13 protein-coding genes are annotated in these 18,030 nt (G+C 71.7%); 6 read left to right on the forward strand and 7 right to left on the reverse strand.

Annotation, left to right across the window (positions count from 1 at the left end; all coding sequences use genetic code 11):
- Positions 1 to 103: 103 nt before the first annotated feature.
- Entirely contained in the window at positions 104 to 2,359 is a 2,256-nt protein-coding gene (locus SGA01_RS39410) for an MMPL family transporter (protein ID WP_141303116.1), read from the reverse strand.
- A 165-nt stretch (positions 2,360 to 2,524) separates the two neighbouring features.
- On the opposite strand from SGA01_RS39410, the gene SGA01_RS39415 reads away from it, so the two are divergent.
- Complete coding sequence (locus SGA01_RS39415) at positions 2,525 to 3,238, forward strand: TetR/AcrR family transcriptional regulator (protein WP_141303118.1); 714 nt, start codon at positions 2,525 to 2,527, stop codon at positions 3,236 to 3,238.
- Here SGA01_RS39415 and SGA01_RS39420 read toward each other — a convergent pair.
- Positions 3,216 to 4,430: a cation:proton antiporter gene (locus SGA01_RS39420; protein ID WP_141303120.1), complete on the reverse strand. Its 1,215-nt coding sequence runs from the start codon at positions 4,428 to 4,430 to the stop codon at positions 3,216 to 3,218. The two genes, SGA01_RS39415 and SGA01_RS39420, sit on opposite strands and share 23 nt — an antisense overlap.
- A gap of 344 nt (positions 4,431 to 4,774) precedes the next feature.
- Between SGA01_RS39420 and SGA01_RS39430 the strand changes: the two genes are divergently transcribed.
- Both SGA01_RS39430 and SGA01_RS39435 read left to right on the forward strand, forming a co-directional pair.
- The gene (locus tag SGA01_RS39430) at positions 4,775 to 4,999 is read left to right on the forward strand and encodes a heavy-metal-associated domain-containing protein (protein WP_055646276.1); all 225 of its coding nucleotides are present in this window, start codon (positions 4,775 to 4,777) and stop codon (positions 4,997 to 4,999) included.
- An 88-nt stretch (positions 5,000 to 5,087) separates the two neighbouring features.
- A complete protein-coding gene (locus tag SGA01_RS39435; RefSeq protein ID WP_141303122.1) occupies positions 5,088 to 7,295 on the forward strand; it encodes a heavy metal translocating P-type ATPase in 2,208 nt (735 codons plus the stop codon).
- Between the two features lie 411 nt (positions 7,296 to 7,706).
- On the opposite strand, the gene SGA01_RS39440 is transcribed toward SGA01_RS39435, so the two are convergent.
- A complete protein-coding gene (locus tag SGA01_RS39440) occupies positions 7,707 to 8,996 on the reverse strand; it encodes a citrate synthase (protein ID WP_055643377.1) in 1,290 nt (429 codons plus the stop codon).
- A gap of 282 nt (positions 8,997 to 9,278) precedes the next feature.
- On the opposite strand from SGA01_RS39440, the gene SGA01_RS39445 reads away from it, so the two are divergent.
- Positions 9,279 to 10,442: an RNA-guided endonuclease InsQ/TnpB family protein gene (locus SGA01_RS39445; RefSeq protein ID WP_141303124.1), complete on the forward strand. Its 1,164-nt coding sequence runs from the start codon at positions 9,279 to 9,281 to the stop codon at positions 10,440 to 10,442.
- Positions 10,443 to 10,492: 50 nt separating this feature from the next.
- Here the strand turns inward: SGA01_RS39445 and recD2 are convergent, their stop codons facing one another.
- Entirely contained in the window at positions 10,493 to 12,742 is a 2,250-nt protein-coding gene (recD2, locus tag SGA01_RS39450) for an SF1B family DNA helicase RecD2 (protein WP_141303126.1), read from the reverse strand.
- A gap of 99 nt (positions 12,743 to 12,841) precedes the next feature.
- On the opposite strand from recD2, the gene SGA01_RS39455 reads away from it, so the two are divergent.
- Positions 12,842 to 13,315, forward strand: a complete 474-nt coding sequence (locus SGA01_RS39455; RefSeq protein ID WP_141303128.1) for a DUF937 domain-containing protein — start codon at positions 12,842 to 12,844, stop codon at positions 13,313 to 13,315.
- A gap of 97 nt (positions 13,316 to 13,412) precedes the next feature.
- On the opposite strand, the gene SGA01_RS39460 is transcribed toward SGA01_RS39455, so the two are convergent.
- From SGA01_RS39460 to SGA01_RS39470, 3 genes are read right to left on the reverse strand one after another with little or no spacing between them, the layout of a single operon-like run.
- The gene (locus SGA01_RS39460) at positions 13,413 to 14,186 is read right to left on the reverse strand and encodes a sugar phosphate isomerase/epimerase family protein (RefSeq protein ID WP_167534295.1); all 774 of its coding nucleotides are present in this window, start codon (positions 14,184 to 14,186) and stop codon (positions 13,413 to 13,415) included.
- A 26-nt stretch (positions 14,187 to 14,212) separates the two neighbouring features.
- Complete coding sequence (locus SGA01_RS39465) at positions 14,213 to 15,388, reverse strand: dihydrodipicolinate synthase family protein (RefSeq protein WP_141303132.1); 1,176 nt, start codon at positions 15,386 to 15,388, stop codon at positions 14,213 to 14,215.
- Entirely contained in the window at positions 15,385 to 16,536 is a 1,152-nt protein-coding gene (locus SGA01_RS39470) for a Gfo/Idh/MocA family protein (RefSeq protein WP_141303134.1), read from the reverse strand. Before SGA01_RS39470 ends, SGA01_RS39465 begins: the two co-directional genes overlap by 4 nt.
- A gap of 111 nt (positions 16,537 to 16,647) precedes the next feature.
- Between SGA01_RS39470 and SGA01_RS39475 the strand changes: the two genes are divergently transcribed.
- The gene (locus SGA01_RS39475; protein ID WP_141303136.1) at positions 16,648 to 17,694 is read left to right on the forward strand and encodes a LacI family DNA-binding transcriptional regulator; all 1,047 of its coding nucleotides are present in this window, start codon (positions 16,648 to 16,650) and stop codon (positions 17,692 to 17,694) included.
- The last annotated feature ends 336 nt before the right edge of the window (positions 17,695 to 18,030 follow it).

Raw genomic sequence — 18,030 nt, forward strand, 5'->3', positions numbered from 1 at the left:
TCCTGGCGTGTCGCGTCACCGCGTCACCGCGTCATCGCGTCATCGCGTCATCGCGTCATCGCGTCATCGCGTCATCGCGTCATCGCGTCATCGCGTCATCGCGTCAGAGCGCGGAGCTGTACTCCTTCCGGTCGGCCTCGGTCCCGGCCGGTGGCGCGGCCGGGGCCGGGGCGTCCGACTCGCTGACGCCGAAGCGGTCGTGGAAGCGGCGCAGCGGCTTCGGGGCCCACCAGGTGAAGCGGCCGGTCAGCTTCATCACGGAGGGGACGAGGAGGCTGCGGACCACCATCGCGTCCATGAGGACGGCGAGGGCGACGCCGAGGCCGAGCATCTTGGTGTTGGTGACCCGTGAGGTGCCGATCGCGACCATGACGACGGCGAGGATCACGGCGGCGGCGGTGATCAGACCGCCGGTGCGGCGCAGGCCGAAGCGGACGGAGTGCTCGTGGTCGCCGGTGGCGTCGTACTCCTCCTTGACGCGGGAGAGCAGGAAGACGCCGTAGTCCATGGAGAGGCCGAAGGCCACGCAGAACATGAGCACGGGCAGGGTGGTCTCGATGTCGCCGGTGGAGGTGAAGCCGAGGAGTCCGGCGAGGTGGCCCTCCTGGAAGACCCAGACGACCGCGCCGAACATCGCCGTGAGGCTGAGGGCGTTGAGGAGGACGGCCTGGAGGGGGACGATCACGCTGCCGGTGAGCAGGAAGACGAGGAGCAGGGTGGCGAGGACGACGATCGCCGCCGCCCAGGGCAGCCGTTCGGCGAGGGCGTCCTTGGAGTCGACGAGGACGGCGGCCTGTCCGGTGACGGAGGTCTCGAAGGGCGCGGGCGCGGCCCGGAGTTCGCTCACGACCCGTTGGGCGCCGGGGCCGACGGTCTCGCCCTCGGGCACGACGGTGAAGTAGGCCTGGCCGGCGCCGCCGCCCGCGGTGACGGGGCCGTCGGCCCGGCCGACGCCCTCGATGGTGGAGATCCGCGCGCGGAAGGCCTCGTACTGGGCGGGGGTGGCCTCCCCTTCGGCGAGGACGGTGAGCCCGCCGCCGGGGTTGCCGGGGAAGCCGTCGCGGAGCTGGTCCTGGACGACCCGGGAGGTGGCGGTGACGGGGAGCTGGCGGTCGTCGGCGGTGCCGAACTTCACGCCGAGGAAGGGCAGTCCGAGGAGGACGAGACCGGCGGCGGTGGCGACGGCGAAGACGGGCGCGCGGCGCATCACGAGGTCGGCGACCCGGGCCCAGCCGGACCCGTCGGTGTCCTCGCGGGGCGGGCGGGCGCGTCGGAGGAGGCGGCGCAGGTCCAGGGCGTTGACCCGGTCGCCGAGCAGCACGAGGGCCGCCGGGAGCAGGGTGAGCGCGGCGAGTGCGGCGAGGACGACGACGGCGATCCCGGCGTAGGCGAAGGAGCGCAGGAAGTACTGCGGGAAGACGAGCATCGCGGAGAGCGAGACGGCGACGGTCAGCGCGGAGAACAGCACGGTCCGTCCCGCCGTGCGCAGGGTGGTGCGGACGGCGGTGTACGTGTCGGCCCCGGCGGCGAGCTCCTCGCGGTAGCGGCGGACGACGAACAGGGCGTAGTCGATGGCGAGTCCGAGCCCGAGGGCGGTCGTCAGGTTCTGTGCGAAGACCGAGACGTCCGTGAACTCGGTGATGCCGCGCAGGACGGCGTTGGTGCCGAGGATGGCGACGATGCCGACGCCAAGCGGCAGCAGGGCGGCGACGGCGCTGCCGAAGACCATGACGAGGAGGACGAGGGTGAGGGGCAGGGCGATGAGCTCGGCCCTCAGCAGGTCCTCCTGGATGATCACCTGCATCTCGTGGCGGACGGCGAGTCCGCCGCCGAGGGTGACCTCGACGGGTCCGTGCGTGCCCCGGTACTCGGGGGCGATCCGGTCGAGGATCGCAGCGGCGTCCTTCTCCTCGCCGGCGATCCGGGCGGCGATCACCGCCTGGCGGCCGTCCTCGGAGCGGAGGGCGGGCGAGCCGGTGGACCAGTACGAGCCGACGCCGTCGACGCCCGGCTCGGCGTCGAGCCGCTCGGCGAGCTTCCGAGCCTCGGCGACGACGGCGGGGTCGTCGACCGCGGCGGCCCCCGCCTTTCCGGCGGCGTCGGTGTCGACGAGGAGCAGCAGGTTGGGCTGGGAGCCGGGGAACTCCCGGGCCAGCGCCTCCGTCGCGTACGTGGACTCGGCGGCCGGGTCCTCCCAGCCGCCGCTGCCCATCCGGTCCGCGACGCCGCCGCCCGCCAGGACGGCGAGGGCGGTGAGTACGAGCGCCACGAGGAGCGTGAGGCGCGGCCGGGCGGTGACGAACCGCGTCCACCCGCCGACCGTACCCCCGCCGGGTGCTGATTTCTTGACTTCGGCCATGACGCGGTGTCCCCTTCACCTGACCCATGTGCGCGCTTCCCGGCAGGTCACATGGGTCGCCCATTGCCATAGAATGACAAACACGAGTGATCGCTCGCGTTTCCTTAGAATGCGAGCGACCTCTCGCATTTGTCAAACGCGCCACAAGGAGAGCTGGGGACAGTCATGTCCGAGAAGCCCGAGATGCCCGAGGACCCGAAGCCGCGCCGCCGTCAGGCGCGCGGTGAGCGCCGCATCACGCAGCTGCTCCAGGCCGCGGCGAACGTCTTCTGCGCGAACGGGTACACGGCGGCCAGCACCAACGCGATCGCCCGCGAGGCGCACGTCTCGCCCGGCACGCTCTACCAGTACTTCCCGAACAAGGAGGCGATCGCCGTCGAGCTCGGCGGCCGCCTCATGCACGAGATGCGCGAGGCCCACGGCCAGGCCTTCACCCCGGAGAACCTGGCCCTGCCGCTGCCCGAGCTGCTCGACGCGGTCGTCGACCCGCTGATCGCGTTCAACTGCGCCAACCCGGTCTTCCTCGCCCTGATGCACGGCTCCGAGACCCCCGGCCGGATCGCGGAGGAGCACGACGCCCTGCACGCCTCGTTGATAGAGCGGGTCCGCGTGCTGATCGCCCACTACCTCCCGGACAGCCCGCCCGCGGACTGCGTCCGGGTCGCGGACATGGCCTTCGCGGTCTTCAAGGGCGGCCTCCACCTGGTCCTCGCCGCCCCCGAGGGGCCCGAGCGGGACGCCACGATCGCCGAGCTGAAGCAGGTCCTCCTGCGCTACCTGGACCCGGTCATCGGCGAGGGCGCCCTCATGGCCGGCGCCACCGCGGCCCGCGCCGTCGCGGCCGCCGATGCCGGACTCACCACGTCTCGGAACCCCTGACCGCCTCGGAGGGCAGCGCCTTCTCCCCCGCCCCCGCACGCAGCTTCAGCGCGAGCAGCGGGAAGACGAGGACGGAGACCATGCCGGCCCCGACGAGCGCCGCCGCGTCACCGGCCGACAGCTCGTGGTCGTCCACGCCGATGGTCGTGATCGCGACGACGAGCGGCAGCGCGGTGGAGCCGTAGAGGACGAGCCCGCCCCGGTCCCTGCGGTCGAGGTCGCGCGGGGCGAGGAACCAGATCGGCCCGCCGCGCACGAGCAGGAAGAGCAGCAGGAACACCGGCAGCAGGAGCAGGGTGCGGCCGCCGGAGAGGAGCGAGTCCAGGTCGAACTCGATCCCGGTGACGACGAAGAAGACCGGGACGAGGAAGCCGAAGCCGACGCCTTCGACCTTCTCCAGGATCTCCGGGCCCGACTCGGGCGCGGCGCCGGTCAGCACGAGCCGGGTGATGAGACCGGCCGCGAAGGCACCGAGCAGCACGTCGAGCCCCAGCGCCGTCGAGGCCCCCAGCATCAGGGCGAGCACCAGGAAGACGAAGCGGACGGCGAACTGGCCGCTGCTGTGCAGGGTCTTGGCGATGATCCGGGAGAACCACGGCGGGCGCGGGCGCAGCGCCCAGAAGACGGCCGCGGCCGTGAGCGCGGCGAAGACGCCGAGGAGCACCGCCGACTCGGCCGCGGCGCGCCCGCTGAGCAGCAGCGCCATCGCGATGATCGGCCCGAACTCGCCCACCGCGCCGAAGGCCATGACGACCGAGCCGAACCGGCCGTGGAGCGCGCCCGCGTCCCGCAGCACGGGCAGGACGGTGCCGAGCGCGGTGCTGGTCAGCGCCACCCCGATGAAGACGCCCTTGGCGTAACCGCCACCCAGCAGGATCCCGGTGCCGAGCCCGAGGGCGAGGGCGGCGACCCAGGACCAGACCGCGCGCCTGAGGGTGTCGCCGCGGACCTTGCCGAACTCGATCTCGTACCCCGCCAGGAAGATCAGCATGGTGAGGCCGAGCTGCGAGAGGCCGTCGATCAGCGCGTCGGGGCGGGCCCAGTCCAGGACGTCGGGGCCGATGAGGATGCCGAGGAGGATCTCGAAGATGACGAGGGGTACGGGAAGCCTGCGCCCGACCCCGTAGGCGAGCAGCGGCGCCAGGACGGCGATCGCCATGATCAGGATCAGCGTGCTCCCCGAATGCGACATAACGGGTATTTACCATAAGCTCCGGCCAGATGACCTGTCGGCGGAGGGACTTGGAGAACACGCACCGTGGGACTCGATGCGCGGGATCGCGCTCTGGCTGGTGCTGCGGATGACGGCCGCCGACCTCGACCGCTCGCTCTTCGCCCAGGGGTACATTCCGCAGCCCACCTCGCAGCAGGAGCATCTCTTCACCCTGTTCTCGGTGGGCGGGCTCGTCCTTGTGACACTGGTGGGGCTCGGGTGGCTGAGATCACTCGCACGACGCGAGCCGGACACGCACCCGATTATACCCCCTAGGGGTATAATCGGGTTCCGTAAGGACTCGCATCCAGGAGGAGAGCGCCATGACCGCAGAGACGAAGACCGAACTCACCACCGTCTACCAGGTCAAGGGCATGACCTGCGGCCACTGCGAGGGCGCGGTCTCCAGTGAGATCTCCGAGCTCCCCGGCGTCTCCTCGGTCACCGCCGTCGCCAAGACCGGCGAGGTCACCGTCGTCTCCGACACCGCCCTCGACCGCGAGGCCGTGGCCGCCGCCGTGGACGAGGCCGGCTACGAACTGGTCTGACCCGCACCGGAACAGACCCGCACCGGAACAGACATCGCAGGGCCGTACCGTTGTCCCGTACGGCCCTGCTCCCGTTTGGAACCGCATCATGACCGGCACCACCGTCACCGAGCTGACGATCGGCGGGATGACCTGCGCCTCCTGCGCCGCCCGCGTCGAGAAGAAGCTCAACCGGATGGACGGCGTCACCGCCACCGTCAACTACGCCACGGAGAAGGCGCACGTCGAACACGCGCCGCACGTCGGCGTCGACGAGCTGATCGCCACCGTCGTGAAGACCGGCTACACCGCCGAGGAACCCCTCCCACCGGAGCCCGAGCCCGTCGGGAAGCCCGAAGAGGAACCCGAGCTCGCCGGCCTCCGGCAGCGGCTCACCGTCTCGGCGCTCCTCGCCGCACCCGTGGTCCTGCTCGCCATGGTGCCCTCGCTCCAGTTCGACAACTGGCAGTGGCTCTCGCTCACCCTCGCCTCCCCCGTCGTCGTCTGGGGCGGGCTGCCCTTCCACCGGGCCGCCTGGACCAACGCCAGACACGGCGCCGCCACCATGGACACCCTCGTCTCGGTCGGCACCCTCGCCGCCTACGGCTGGTCGCTCTGGGCCCTCTTCCTCGGCGACGCCGGCATGCCCGGCATGCGCCACGGCTTCGACCTCACCGCCGACCGCGCCCACGCCTCCTCCGCGATCTACCTGGAGGTCGCCGCCGGAGTCGTCACCTTCATCCTGCTCGGGCGCTACCTGGAGGCCCGCGCCAAGCGGAAGGCGGGCGCCGCCCTGCGGGCCCTCATGGAGCTCGGCGCCAAGGACGTGGCCGTCCTGCGCGGGACCACGGAGGTACGGATCCCGGTCGCGGAGCTGCGGGCCGGCGACCTCTTCGTCGTACGCCCCGGGGAGAAGATCGCCACCGACGGCACCGTCACCACGGGCGCATCCGCCGTCGACGCGTCCCTGCTCACCGGCGAGTCGATGCCGCTGGACGTCACCGAGGGCTCCGAGGTCACCGGCGGCTGCGTCAACGTCTCGGGCCGGCTCGTCGTCCGGGCCGCCGCCGTCGGCGCCGACACCCGGCTCGCCCGGATGGCCAAGCTCGTCGAGGACGCCCAGAACGGCAAGGCCGAGGTGCAGCGGCTCGCCGACCGGATCTCCGCCGTCTTCGTCCCGGCGGTACTCCTCGTCGCGCTCGCCACCCTCGTCACCTGGCTCCTGCTCACGGACGACCCGACCGCCTCGTTCACCGCCGCCGTCGCCGTCCTGATCATCGCCTGCCCCTGCGCCCTGGGCCTCGCGACCCCGACCGCGCTGATGGTCGGCACCGGCCGCGGCGCCCAGCTCGGCATCCTCATCAAGGGCCCCGAGGTCCTGGAGTCCACCCGCCGCGTCGACACCGTCGTCCTCGACAAGACGGGCACGGTCACCACCGGCCGCATGCGGCTGGTCGGCGTGCACGTGTACGGCGGGAAGTACGGCACCGACAGCACCGACGAGACCGAGCTGCTGCGGCTCGCGGGCGCCCTGGAGCACTCCTCCGAGCACCCGGTCGCCCGCGCGATCGCGGCCGCCGCCGCCGAGCGGTGCGGCGAGCTCCCCACACCGAAGACCTTCGAGAACGTCCCCGGCCTCGGCGTGCGCGGCTCCGTCGACGGCCACCTGGTCCTCGCCGGCCGCGCCGCCCTCCTCGCGGCCGAGGGCGTCGACGTGCCCGAGGCGGAGCCGGGCGCCGTCCACGTCGCCTGGGACGGCGTCGCCCGCGGCTCCCTGACCGTCGCCGACACCGTCAAGGACACCAGCGCCGAGGCGGTCGCCCGGCTGCGCGGCCTGGGGCTCCGCCCCATCCTGCTCACCGGCGACCACCGGGCGGTCGCGGAGGCCGTCGCGGCGGAGGTCGGCATCGACGAGGTGATCGCGGGCGTGCTGCCCGAGGAGAAGGCCGGGGTGATCCGGCGGCTCCAGGACGAGGGCGGGACGGTCGCGATGGTCGGCGACGGGGTCAACGACGCCGCGGCCCTCGCCACCGCGGACCTCGGCCTCGCGATGGGCACGGGCACGGACGCGGCGATCGAGGCGAGCGACCTGACCCTGGTCCGCGGCGACCTCCGCGTCGCGGCGGACGCCATCCGGCTCTCCCGCCGCACCCTGGCGACGATCAAGGGCAACCTCGCCTGGGCCTTCGGCTACAACGTGGCCGCCCTGCCCCTGGCGGCGGCCGGACTGCTCAACCCGATGATCGCGGGCCTCGCGATGGCCTTTTCGTCCGTGTTCGTCGTATCCAACAGCCTGCGACTGCGGCGCTTCACGTGACTTGACCTACACGTGACGCACAGGACCTTCACAAAGAGATCTAGATCACAGATATTGGGGGGTAACCATCTGGGCTGTTCGCGAGTCTAAGTGGGCGATGCCGAGAACGTCTTGGGGGACGTTCATGGGATGTCTTGGGGGACGTCCCTAGGCAAGCGTTGGCCGGGGCACGTGCACCGGGGAGCTTTGAGCGGCCCTCCCGTACGTACCCCGGCAGACCGCGTGCGCCCGACCCGCGCAGCTTCTGCTGACGCCGGCAGACGCCCGGCCCGGATCCCGTGGGGGGAATCCGCACCGGGGGATATGGGAAGCGCCCCGACCGTCGACCCGTGGGGGGATCGGCGGCGGGGCGCTTCTCTCACTTCTTTGAGGCTCGGTTCGCCTCCGGGGCGCAACCGGGTCCCTGAGGCCCTAGCGGGCCTCGACCGGGACGAAGTCGCGCAGGACCTCGCCCGTGTAGATCTGGCGCGGGCGGCCGATGCGGGAGCCGGGCTCCTTGATCATCTCGTGCCACTGGGCGATCCAGCCGGGAAGGCGGCCGAGCGCGAAGAGCACGGTGAACATCTCGGTCGGGAAGCCCATGGCGCGGTAGATCAGGCCCGTGTAGAAGTCCACGTTCGGGTAGAGGTTGCGCGAGACGAAGTACTCGTCGGAGAGCGCGTGCTCCTCCAGCTTGAGCGCGATGTCCAGGAGCGCGTCGTCCTTGCCGAGCGCGGAGAGGACATCGTGCGCCGCAGCCTTGATGATCTTGGCGCGCGGGTCGAAGGACTTGTACACCCGGTGGCCGAAGCCCATCAGGCGGACGCCGTCCTCCTTGTTCTTCACCTTGCGGATGAAGGAGTCGACATCGCCGCCGTTGGCCTGGATGCCTTCCAGCATCTCCAGGACCGACTGGTTGGCGCCACCGTGCAGCGGGCCCCACAGGGCCGAGATGCCGGCGGAGATCGAGGCGAACATGTTCGCCTGCGAGGAGCCGACCAGACGCACGGTGGAGGTCGAGCAGTTCTGCTCGTGGTCCGCGTGCAGGATCAGCAGCTTGTCGAGCGCGGAGACGACGACCGGGTCGAGCTCGTACTCCTGGGCCGGGACCGAGAAGGTCATGCGCAGGAAGTTCTCGACGTAGCCGAGGTCGTTACGCGGGTAGACGAACGGGTGACCGATCGACTTCTTGTACGCGTACGCCGCGATCGTCGGCAGCTTGGCGAGCAGCCGGATCGTCGAAAGGTGGCGCTGCTTCTCGTCGAACGGGTTGTGGCTGTCCTGGTAGAAGGTGGACAGCGCGGAGACCACCGACGACAGCATCGCCATCGGGTGGGCGTCCCGCGGGAAGCCACGGAAGAAGTTCTTGACGTCCTCGTGGACCAGCGTGTGCTGCGTGATCTCGTTCTTGAAGGTCGACAGCTCGTCGACCTTGGGAAGCTCGCCGTTGATCAGCAGGTACGCCACCTCAAGGAAGGTGGAGCGCTCGGCCAGCTGCTCGATGGGGTAGCCGCGGTACCGCAGAATCCCCTGCTCACCATCGAGGTAGGTGATCGCGGATTTATAGGCGGCGGTGTTGCCGTATCCGCTGTCCAGGGTGACCAGACCGGTCTGGGCTCGGAGTTTCCCGATGTCGAAGCCCTTGTCGCCGACGGTGCTCTCGACCACCGGGTAGGTGTATTCACCGTCCGCGTACCGCAGTACTACAGAGTTGTCGCTCACGTCATCCCTCACCGACGTAGTGCCTCTTCTTCGAGGTGCCCTGACTGTCTCTACCATCCCCCATTTGGCTCAGGAGAGTGCACTCGGGGTCGACCATTGGGCCAATCGGCGGCACTCAGTGCCGCCAACCTTCACATCCTGCCCCCTTCGCCCCGGTTCCGGAAGTCCTGCGTGATCTTTCACCCATCTTCTGCCGAGGGAAGCCATGCGTCAGCGAAGCCCGCTTCGGTGGGCTCCAGGGCAAGTTGCTCTCCTATGGTCGATCGTACTAGCGTGTTTTGCGTGAAGATTGTCGCGCAGGTGAAGTTGTTGCCTGCGTCCGCTCATGACGCGGACGCGCTGGCGGCGACCCTGCGTGCCTGCAACCGAGCCGCGAACCATACTTCCGAGGTGGCGTTCGCCAAGGACCTCAAGCGGCGGAACGTGTTGCAGAAGGAGGTGTACTTCGCCCTGAAGGCGGACTACGACCTCGGGGCGCAGCCCGCTGTGCGGGTCGTGAAGAAGGTCTGCGACGCCTACGCCGCCTTGAGGGCGAACATCAAGGCTGGGAACCTCGGCCGGGATGGCTCCAAGAGCCGCCTCCGGGCGGAGTCGAAGCCAATCGTCTTCCGTGAGGAAGCCGCCCAGCCGTTCGATGACCGCATCCTGACGTGGAACCTCAATGCCCGCACGGTGTCGATCTGGACTCTCGCAGGGCGGATCAAGCACATCCCGTTCGTCTGCTCAGATCACGCGCTCAAGCTTCTGGCCTCCCGCAGAGGCGAGTCGGATCTGATGGTGCGGGACGGCATGTTCTTCTTGATCGCCACCATCGACCTGCCCGAGGCCGAAGCCTTCGAACCGGACGGCTTCCTCGGTGTGGACCTCGGCATCGTGAACATCGCCACCACCTCGGACGGCGAGATCATGGCCGGCCGCGGGCTCAACCGCTACCGCGAGCGGCACCGCGAACTGCGGGACAAACTCCAGAAGAAGCGCACCAAGTCCGCCAAGCGGGTCTTGAAGCGCGTGCGCCGCCGGGAGGCCCGGCATGCCGCGAATCAGAACCACATCATCGCCAAACAGCTCGTCGCCACCGCTGAACGCACCTCGCGCGGGATCGCCCTGGAAGATCTCTCGGGTATCCGGCAGAGGGTTACGGCCAAGAAGGACCAGCGGGCACGACTGCACTCCTGGGCGTTCGCCCAGCTCGGCGCGTTCGTCGAGTACAAGGCACGCCGGGCGGGGGTGCCCGTGGTCTTCGTGGACCCGCGCAACACCTCCCGCCAGTGCTCGGAGTGCTGGCACACCCATCGCACGAACAGGGTGACTCAAGCACGGTTCGTCTGCCGGTCCTGCGGGATCGTCATGCACGCGGACCACAACGGCTCCCGCAACATCGCCCACCGAGGCGAAGCCGCGTGGAAGCGGGGCGCAGTCAACCGCCCCAGAACCAGCACGCGCTGATTCCGGACGCAGGGGACCACGCGACAGCCAGTCGCGCTCCACCTGCAAGCTCAGCCCGGCAAGGGCCGAGCAGTCGACACGGGAGCCTCACCTGTGAGGCGATGGGACAGTGCGGTAAAGCGTCTGCCCGCCGAGACCGTCCGGACCGCCTGGGCGATCGCCCGGCGGGAACCGACCAGCACGACGAGCTTCTTGGCGCGGGTCACGGCCGTGTAGAGCAGGTTCCGCTGAAGCATCATCCAGGCGCTCATGGTGACCGGGATCACCACCGCCGGATACTCGCTGCCCTGCGAGCGGTGGATGGTGACCGCGTACGCGTGGGCCAGTTCGTCCAGCTCGTCGAAGTCGTAGGGCACCTCCTCGTCCTCGTCCGTCCGCACGGTCAGCCGCTGCTCGACGGGATCGAGGGCGGTGACGACGCCGACCGTGCCGTTGAAGACACCGTTCGCACCCTTGTCGTAGTTGTTCCTGATCTGCGTCACTTTGTCGCCTACCCGGAAGACCCGGCCGCCGAACCGCTTCTCCGCCAGATCGGGGCGGGCCGGGGTAATCGCCTGCTGGAGCAGGCCGTTGAGCGCGCCCGCGCCCGCCGGGCCGCGGTGCATGGGGGCCAGGACCTGGACGTCCCGGCGCGGGTCGAGGCCGAACTTGGCCGGAATGCGCCGGGCCGCGACCTCCACGGCGACCCGGGCGGCGTCCTCGGTCTCCTCCTCGGCGAAGAGGAAGAAGTCCGGCAGGCCCTGGGTGAGGGGCGGGGTGCCGGCGTTGATCCGGTGCGCGTTGGTGACGACCCCGGACTGCTGGGCCTGCCGGAAGATCCGGGTCAGCCGCACGGCGGGGACGGGGCTGCCGGGGGCGAGCAGGTCGCCGAGCACCTCGCCGGCGCCGACCGAGGGGAGCTGGTCCACGTCCCCCACGAGGAGCAGGTGGGCACCGGGTGCCACCGCCTTGACCAGCTTGTTCGCCAGGAGCAGGTCGAGCATGGAGGCCTCGTCGACGACGACCAGGTCGGCGTCGAGCGGCCGGTCGCGGTCGTAGGCCGCGTCCCCGCCCGGCTTGAGCTCCAGGAGCCGGTGGACGGTGGAGGCCTCGGCGCCGGTCAGCTCGGCGAGCCGCTTGGCGGCCCGCCCGGTGGGGGCGGCGAGGACGACCTTGGCCCGCTTGGCGCGGGCCAGCTCCACGATCGAGCGGACCGTGAAGGACTTGCCGCAGCCGGGGCCGCCCGTGAGGACCGCGACCTTCCGGGTCAGGGCCAGCCGGACCGCGTCCTCCTGCTCGGGCGCGAGCGTGGCCCCGGTGCGCTCCGCGAGCCAGGCAAGCGCCTTGTCCCAGGCCACGTCCCGGAAGGCCGGCATGCGGTCCTCCCCGGCCCGCAGCAGCCGGCCCAGCTGCCCGGCGAGCGACAGCTCGGCGCGGTGGAAGGGCACCAGGTACACGGCGGTCACCGGCACCCCCTCGGGGCCGGGCACCTGCTCCCGTACGACCCCCTCGGGGTCCTCGGCGAGCTCTGCCAGGCACTCGATGACGAGCCCCGTGTCGACCTGGAGGAGCTTGACGGCGTCCGCGATCAGCCGCTCCTCGGGCAGGAAGCAGTGGCCCTGGTCGGTGGACTGCGACAGGGCGTACTGCAGGCCGGCCTTCACCCGGTCCGGGCTGTCGTGCGGGATGCCGACGGCCTGGGCGATCTTGTCGGCGGTGAGGAAGCCGATGCCCCAGACGTCGGCGGCGAGCCGGTAGGGCTGGTTCCGCACGACGGAGATGGAGGCGTCCCCGTACTTCTTGTAGATCCGCACGGCGATGGAGGTGGAGACGCCGACCCCCTGGAGGAAGACCATGACCTCCTTGATCGCCTTCTGCTCCTCCCAGGCGGCGGTGATCTTCCCGGTGCGCTTGGGGCCCAGGCCCGGCACCTCGATCAGCCGCGCGGGGGCCTCTTCGAGGATGTCGAGGGTGTCGAGGCCGAAGTGCGTGGTGATGCGGTCGGCGAAGACCGGGCCGATGCCCTTGATGAGGCCGGAGCCGAGGTAGCGGCGGATGCCCTGGATCGTGGCGGGGAGGACCGTCGTGTAGTTGTCGACGGAGAACTGCTTGCCGTACTGCGGGTGGGACCCCCAGCGGCCCTCCATCCGCAGCGACTCCCCCGGCTGGGCGCCGAGCAGCGCGCCGACGACCGTGAGCAGGTCCCCGGCACCGCGCCCGGTGTCGACGCGCGCGACCGTGTACCCGCTCTCCTCGTTGGCGTAGGTGATCCGCTCCAGGACCCCTTCGACCACCGCAGGACCCCGACCCTCGTTGGACATGCCCCGACCGTAGCGAAGGCCTCGGACACCCCGCCGGGCCCTGGGGACAACTCCCTTCCCGGAGTGCCGGGAAACCGGATGAAAAGTAGCGTTTCCGGCATGAGTGAATCTTCCTTCCAGGACGAGGTCCTGACCGAGCTCGGCGACGACCGGCTTCAGGAGATCGCCGGGCTGCTCGGCACCGACGCGGGCGGTGCGCAGGAGCTCGTGGGCAGTTCGGTGGCCGAGCTCTCCGGCGAGCTGCGCCAGGCGGCGGCCGAGCCGGCCAGCGCGGACGAGGTGCGGGCCGCCGTCGACGAGGTCACCTCGGCCGAGCCGCCGCTCCAGGGGGTCGCCACGCTCGGCGGTCTGGCGGCCGGAGGCCTGATGGCCGGGGTGCTCGCCAAGCTCGCCAGACCGGCGGCGACCGCCGTCGCGAAGCGCACCGGCCTCCCGCCCGCCACGGTCAACCGCGCCGTCGACATCCTGGTCCCGGTGGTCGTCGCCGCACTCACCAAGCGCGCCGCCGCGAAGAAGGCCGGTGGTAGTGGTGGCGGTCTGGGTGACCTGCTGGGGGGCGGCGCCAAGAAGTAGGCGCCGCCGGGAAACTCGTACGTCTTCGGCTGCCCGGCCCCGCACGGCCTGGCAGCCCTTCGCCGCGGCCCCGCCGCACCGGGGCCTCGGCAGTTCGTCAGACCGCCAGGAAGCGGTCCAGGGTCTCCTCCAGGACCTCGACGCCGTCCCTCGCCCACAGCTCGTCGTTGAAGAGCTCGACCTCGACCGGGCCCGTGTAGCCGGCCTTGTCCAGCAGGTCCGCCCAGGCTCGTAGGTCGATCACGCCCGTGCCCAACTGGCCGCGGCCGTTGAGGACTCCGGCCGGGAGCGGGGTGGTCCAGTCGGCGAGCTGGAAGGAGTGGATGCGGCCGGTCGCGCCCGCGCGTTCCACCGCCGCCGGGGCGCGGTCGTCCCACCAGAGGTGGTACGTGTCGACCGTGACGCCGACCTGCGAGGCGGGGAAGCGCTCCGCGATCTCCAGGGCCTGGTCCAGGGTCGAGACAGCGCAGCGGTCGGAGGCGTACATCGGGTGGAGGGGTTCGATGGCCAGGCGGATGCCGTGTTCGCCCGCGTACGGGGCCAGTTCGGCTATCGCCTCCGTGATCCGGGAGCGGGCGGACGGCAGGTCCGGGCAGGCCGGGGTGAGGCCGCCCGAGACCAGGACCAGGGTGTCCGTGCCGAGCGTCACGGCCTCGTCGATCGCCGCGCGGTTCTCCGCGAGCCAGTCGTCGGCGGTGAAGAAGCCGCCCCGGCAGAGGGTGGTGACGGTGAGGCCCGCGTCCCGTACGAGCGCGGCCGCGGCCTCGACCCCGTACGCCTGGACGGGCTCGCGCCACAGGCCGATGCCCGGGACGCCGAGCCGGACGCACTCCGCGACCAGTTCGGGCAGGGCCAGCTGCTTGACGGTCATCTGGTTGACGGAGAAGCGGTCGAGGTTCACGCGGGGACTCCGTACACCGTGAGGAGGGAGCGCATCCGGGACTCCGCGAGCGCGGGGTCGGGGAACAGGCCGAGTCCGTCGGCGAGTTCGTAGGCGCGGGCGAGGTGCGGGAGCGAGCGGGCGGACTGGAGGCCGCCGACCATCGTGAAGTGCTCCTGGTGGCCGGCGAGCCAGGCGAGGAGGACGACGCCCGTCTTGTAGTAGCGGGTGGGGGTCTGGAAGAGGTGCCGGGAGAGGTCGACCGTCGGGTCGAGGATCGCGCGGAAGCCCGCGACGTCGCCGGTGTCGAGGGTCCGGACCGCCTCGGCGGCGAGCGGGGCGAGGGGGTCGAAGATGCCGAGCAGGGCGTGGCTGAAGCCCTGTTCGTCGCCGGCGATCAGCTCCGGGTAGTGGAAGTCGTCGCCCGTGTAGCAGCGGACGCCCTCCGGGAGGCGGCGGCGCAGCTCGACCTCGCGCCGCGCGTCGAGGAGGGAGACCTTGATGCCGTCGACCTTGTCGGGGTGGGCCGCGATCACGTCGAGGAAGGTCTCGGTGGCGGCGTCGAGGTCGGCGGAGCCCCAGTACCCCTCCAGGGCCGGGTCGAACATCGGGCCGAGCCAGTGCAGGACGACCGGCTCGCTCGCCTGGCGGAGGAGGTGGCCGTAGAGGTCGAGGTAGTCGTCCGGGCCGTCCGCGGCGGCGACGAGGGCGCGGGAGGCCATCAGGACGGCCTGGGAGCCGGTCTCCTCGACGAGCGCGAGCTGCTCCTCGTAGGCCTTGCGGACCGCCACCAGGTCGGCGGGCCCGGTGAGTTGGTCGGTGCCGACGCCGCAGGCGATCCGCCCGCCCACGGCCTTCGCCTCGGCGGCGGAGCGGCGGATCAGCTCGGCGGCCCCGGTCCAGTCGAGGCCCATGCCGCGCTGCGCGGTGTCCATGGCCTCGGCGACCCCGAGGCCGTGGGACCAGAGGTGGCGGCGGAAGGCGAGGGTGGCGTCCCAGTCGACGGCGGTGGGGGTCCCCCCGGCGGAGCCAGGGGGAGAGTCGGGGGTGGTGTCGGCGTACGGGTCGGCGACGATGTGGGCGGCGGAGAAGACCGTACGGGAGGTCAGGGCGCCGGCCGTGGCGAGGGCGAGGGGCTCGGTGCGGGGCTCGTACGCGTGCACGCCGCCGCCCGCCCGGGGGAGGCGGATCACAGGGAGACCTCCGGGACGTCGAGGCGGCGGCCCTCGGCGGCGGACCTCAGGCCCAGCTCGGCGAGCTGGACGCCGCGGGCGCCCGCGAGGAGGTCCCAGTGGTAGGGCTCACCGAGCGTGACGTGCCGCAGGAAGAGCTCCCACTGGGCCTTGAAGCCGTTGTCGAACTCGGTGTTGTCGGGGACCTCCTGCCACTGGTCGCGGAAGGACTCGGTGACCGGGATGTCGGGGTTCCAGACCGGCTTCGGGGTGGCCGAGCGGTGCTGGACGCGGCAGCCGCGGAGCCCGGCGACGGCGGAGCCGTGGACGCCGTCGACCTGGAACTCGACGAGTTCGTCGCGGTTGACGCGGACGGTCCAGGAGGAGTTGATCTGGGCGATGGCCCCGCCCTCCAGCTGGAAGATGCCGTACGCGGCGTCGTCGGCGGTCGCGGCGTACGGCTTGCCCTGCTCGTCCCAGCGCCGCGGGACGTGCGTGGCGACGTGCGCGGTGACGCTCGTGACCCGGCCGAAGAGCTCGTGGAGCACGTACTCCCAGTGCGGGAACATGTCGACGACGATGCCGCCGCCGTCCTCGGCGCGGTAGTTCCAGCTGGGGCGCTGGGCGTCCTGCCAGTCGCCCTCGAAGACCCAGTAGCCGAACTCGCCGCGCACGGACAGGATCTCGCCGAAGAAGCCGCCGTCGATGAGCCGCTTGAGCTTGAGCAGGCCGGGGAGGAAGAGCTTGTCCTGGACGACGCCGTGCTTGATGCCCTTCTCCTCGGCGAGCCGGGCGAGCTCCAGGGCGCCGGCGAGGTCGGCGGCGGTGGGCTTCTCGGTGTAGATGTGCTTGCCGGCGGCGATGGCCTTGGTGAGGGCGTCGACGCGGGCGGAGGTGACCTGGGCGTCGAAGTAGATGTCGACGGTGTCGTCGGCGAGGACGGCGTCGAGGTCGGTGGACCACTCGGTGAGGCCGTGGCGCTCGGCGAGGGCGCGCAGGGCGTGCTCGCGGCGGCCGACGAGGACGGGCTCGGGCCAGAGGGTCTCGCCGTTGCCGAGGTTGAGGCCGCCCTGTTCGCGCAGGGCGAGGATCGAGCGGACGAGGTGCTGGCGGTAGCCCATGCGTCCGGTGACGCCGTTCATGGCGATGCGGACTGTCCTGCGTGTCACGAAAGATTCCTCTCCCCGGCGTTCCGCGCCTCGATAGAAAGCGCTTTCTGTCTGAGAGGACGCTAGCCTGCCGACATCACGCCGGACAAGGGCCTCGGAGGTACGCACACGATGACCGTCACCCTGGCGGACGTGGCCGCCCGCGCCCGGGTCTCCCCCGCGACCGTCTCCCGGGTCCTGAACGGCAACTACCCGGTCGCCGCCTCGACCCGCGAGCGGGTCCTGCGGGCGGTGGACGAGCTGGACTACGTCCTCAACGGCCCCGCGAGCTCACTGGCCGCCGCCACGTCCGACCTGGTCGGGGTGCTGGTCAACGACATCGCCGACCCCTTCTTCGGGATCATGGCGAGCGCGGCGCAGGGCGCGATCGGGGAGGTCGCCTCGGGGCGGGCCGGGGGCGAGAAGCTCGCCGTCGTCTGCAACACGGGCGGCTCCCCCGCGCGCGAGCTGACCTACCTCACCCTGCTCCAGCGGCAGCGGGCCGCGGCCGTCATCCTCATGGGCGGATCACTGGAGGACCCGGAGCACCTGGCGGCGACGGCGGGCAAACTCGCGAAGCTCGCGGAGGCGGGGACCCGGGTGGTGCTGTGCGGCCGGCCGCCGGTGCCGGGCGACGCGAACGCGGCGGCGCTCGTCTTCGACAACCGCACCGGCGCACGGCTCCTGACCGAGCATCTGCTCGGACTCGGACACCGACGGATCGGGTACGTGGCGGGGCCGGCCGACCGGACGACGACCCGGCACCGGCTCGAAGGCCACCGGGCGGCGCTCGCGGCGGCGGGGGTCGCCGAGGGCCCGACGGTCCACGGCCCCTACGACCGGGAGGCCGGCTACAGGGCCACCGCCGAGCTGCTCACCCGCGACCCCGGCCTCACCGCCGTCGTCGCCGCCAACGACACGGTGGCGCTCGGCGTCTGCGCGGCCCTGCGGGAGCGGGGTCTGTCCATCCCGGACGACGTCTCGGTGGCGGGCTTCGACGACCTGCCCTTCTCGGTGGACGCGGTCCCGGCCCTCACGACCGTCCGACTGCCGCTCCACGACGCGGGCGCCAGGGCGGGCCGCCTGGCCATGGGCGCAGAGGAGCCTCCGGCGGGCGGCCCGGTGACGGTCCCTTCCGAACTGGTGCTCCGAGGCTCGACGGCCCGGCCGCGGGACTGACGGGCGGGCGGGACCGACGCGCGGGGCCGGCAGGCCGGACTGACGGGCGGGGCGGCTCACCTGGGAGCGCGGCCCCACCGGGCCCGGGAGGGCGCCGCACTCGGGCGGCGCCGCACTCGGGCGGCGCCGCACTCGGGGCGGCACCGCACTCGGGGCGGCACCGCGCCCGGGTACGGCGTCAGGCCCGGGGCCGCATCGCGCCCGGGGTGGCATCGCGCCCAGGGCCGCATCGCGCCCGGGGCGGGGGCTGCATCGCGCCCGGGGCGGTACCGCGCCCGGTACGGCGTCAGGCTCGGGGCACCACCGGGCCGGGGCACCACCCGGGCCCGCAGCCCC

The sequence above is a fragment of the Streptomyces gardneri genome (assembly GCF_006539185.1).
Lineage (GTDB): Bacteria > Actinomycetota > Actinomycetes > Streptomycetales > Streptomycetaceae > Streptomyces > Streptomyces gardneri.

Excerpts from the sequence above, each read along its gene's own strand:
- SGA01_RS39410 (WP_141303116.1), bottom strand. The coding sequence starts at position 2,359 with ATGGCCGAAGTCAAGAAATCAGCACCCGGCGGGGGTACGGTCGGCGGG.
- SGA01_RS39415 (WP_141303118.1), top strand. The coding sequence starts at position 2,525 with ATGTCCGAGAAGCCCGAGATGCCCGAGGACCCGAAGCCGCGCCGCCGT.
- SGA01_RS39420 (WP_141303120.1), bottom strand. The coding sequence starts at position 4,430 with ATGTCGCATTCGGGGAGCACGCTGATCCTGATCATGGCGATCGCCGTC.
- SGA01_RS39430 (WP_055646276.1), top strand. The coding sequence starts at position 4,775 with ATGACCGCAGAGACGAAGACCGAACTCACCACCGTCTACCAGGTCAAG.
- SGA01_RS39435 (WP_141303122.1), top strand. The coding sequence starts at position 5,088 with ATGACCGGCACCACCGTCACCGAGCTGACGATCGGCGGGATGACCTGC.
- recD2 (WP_141303126.1), bottom strand. The coding sequence starts at position 12,742 with ATGTCCAACGAGGGTCGGGGTCCTGCGGTGGTCGAAGGGGTCCTGGAG.
- SGA01_RS39455 (WP_141303128.1), top strand. The coding sequence starts at position 12,842 with ATGAGTGAATCTTCCTTCCAGGACGAGGTCCTGACCGAGCTCGGCGAC.
- SGA01_RS39460 (WP_167534295.1), bottom strand. The coding sequence starts at position 14,186 with ATGACCGTCAAGCAGCTGGCCCTGCCCGAACTGGTCGCGGAGTGCGTC.
- SGA01_RS39475 (WP_141303136.1), top strand. The coding sequence starts at position 16,648 with ATGACCGTCACCCTGGCGGACGTGGCCGCCCGCGCCCGGGTCTCCCCC.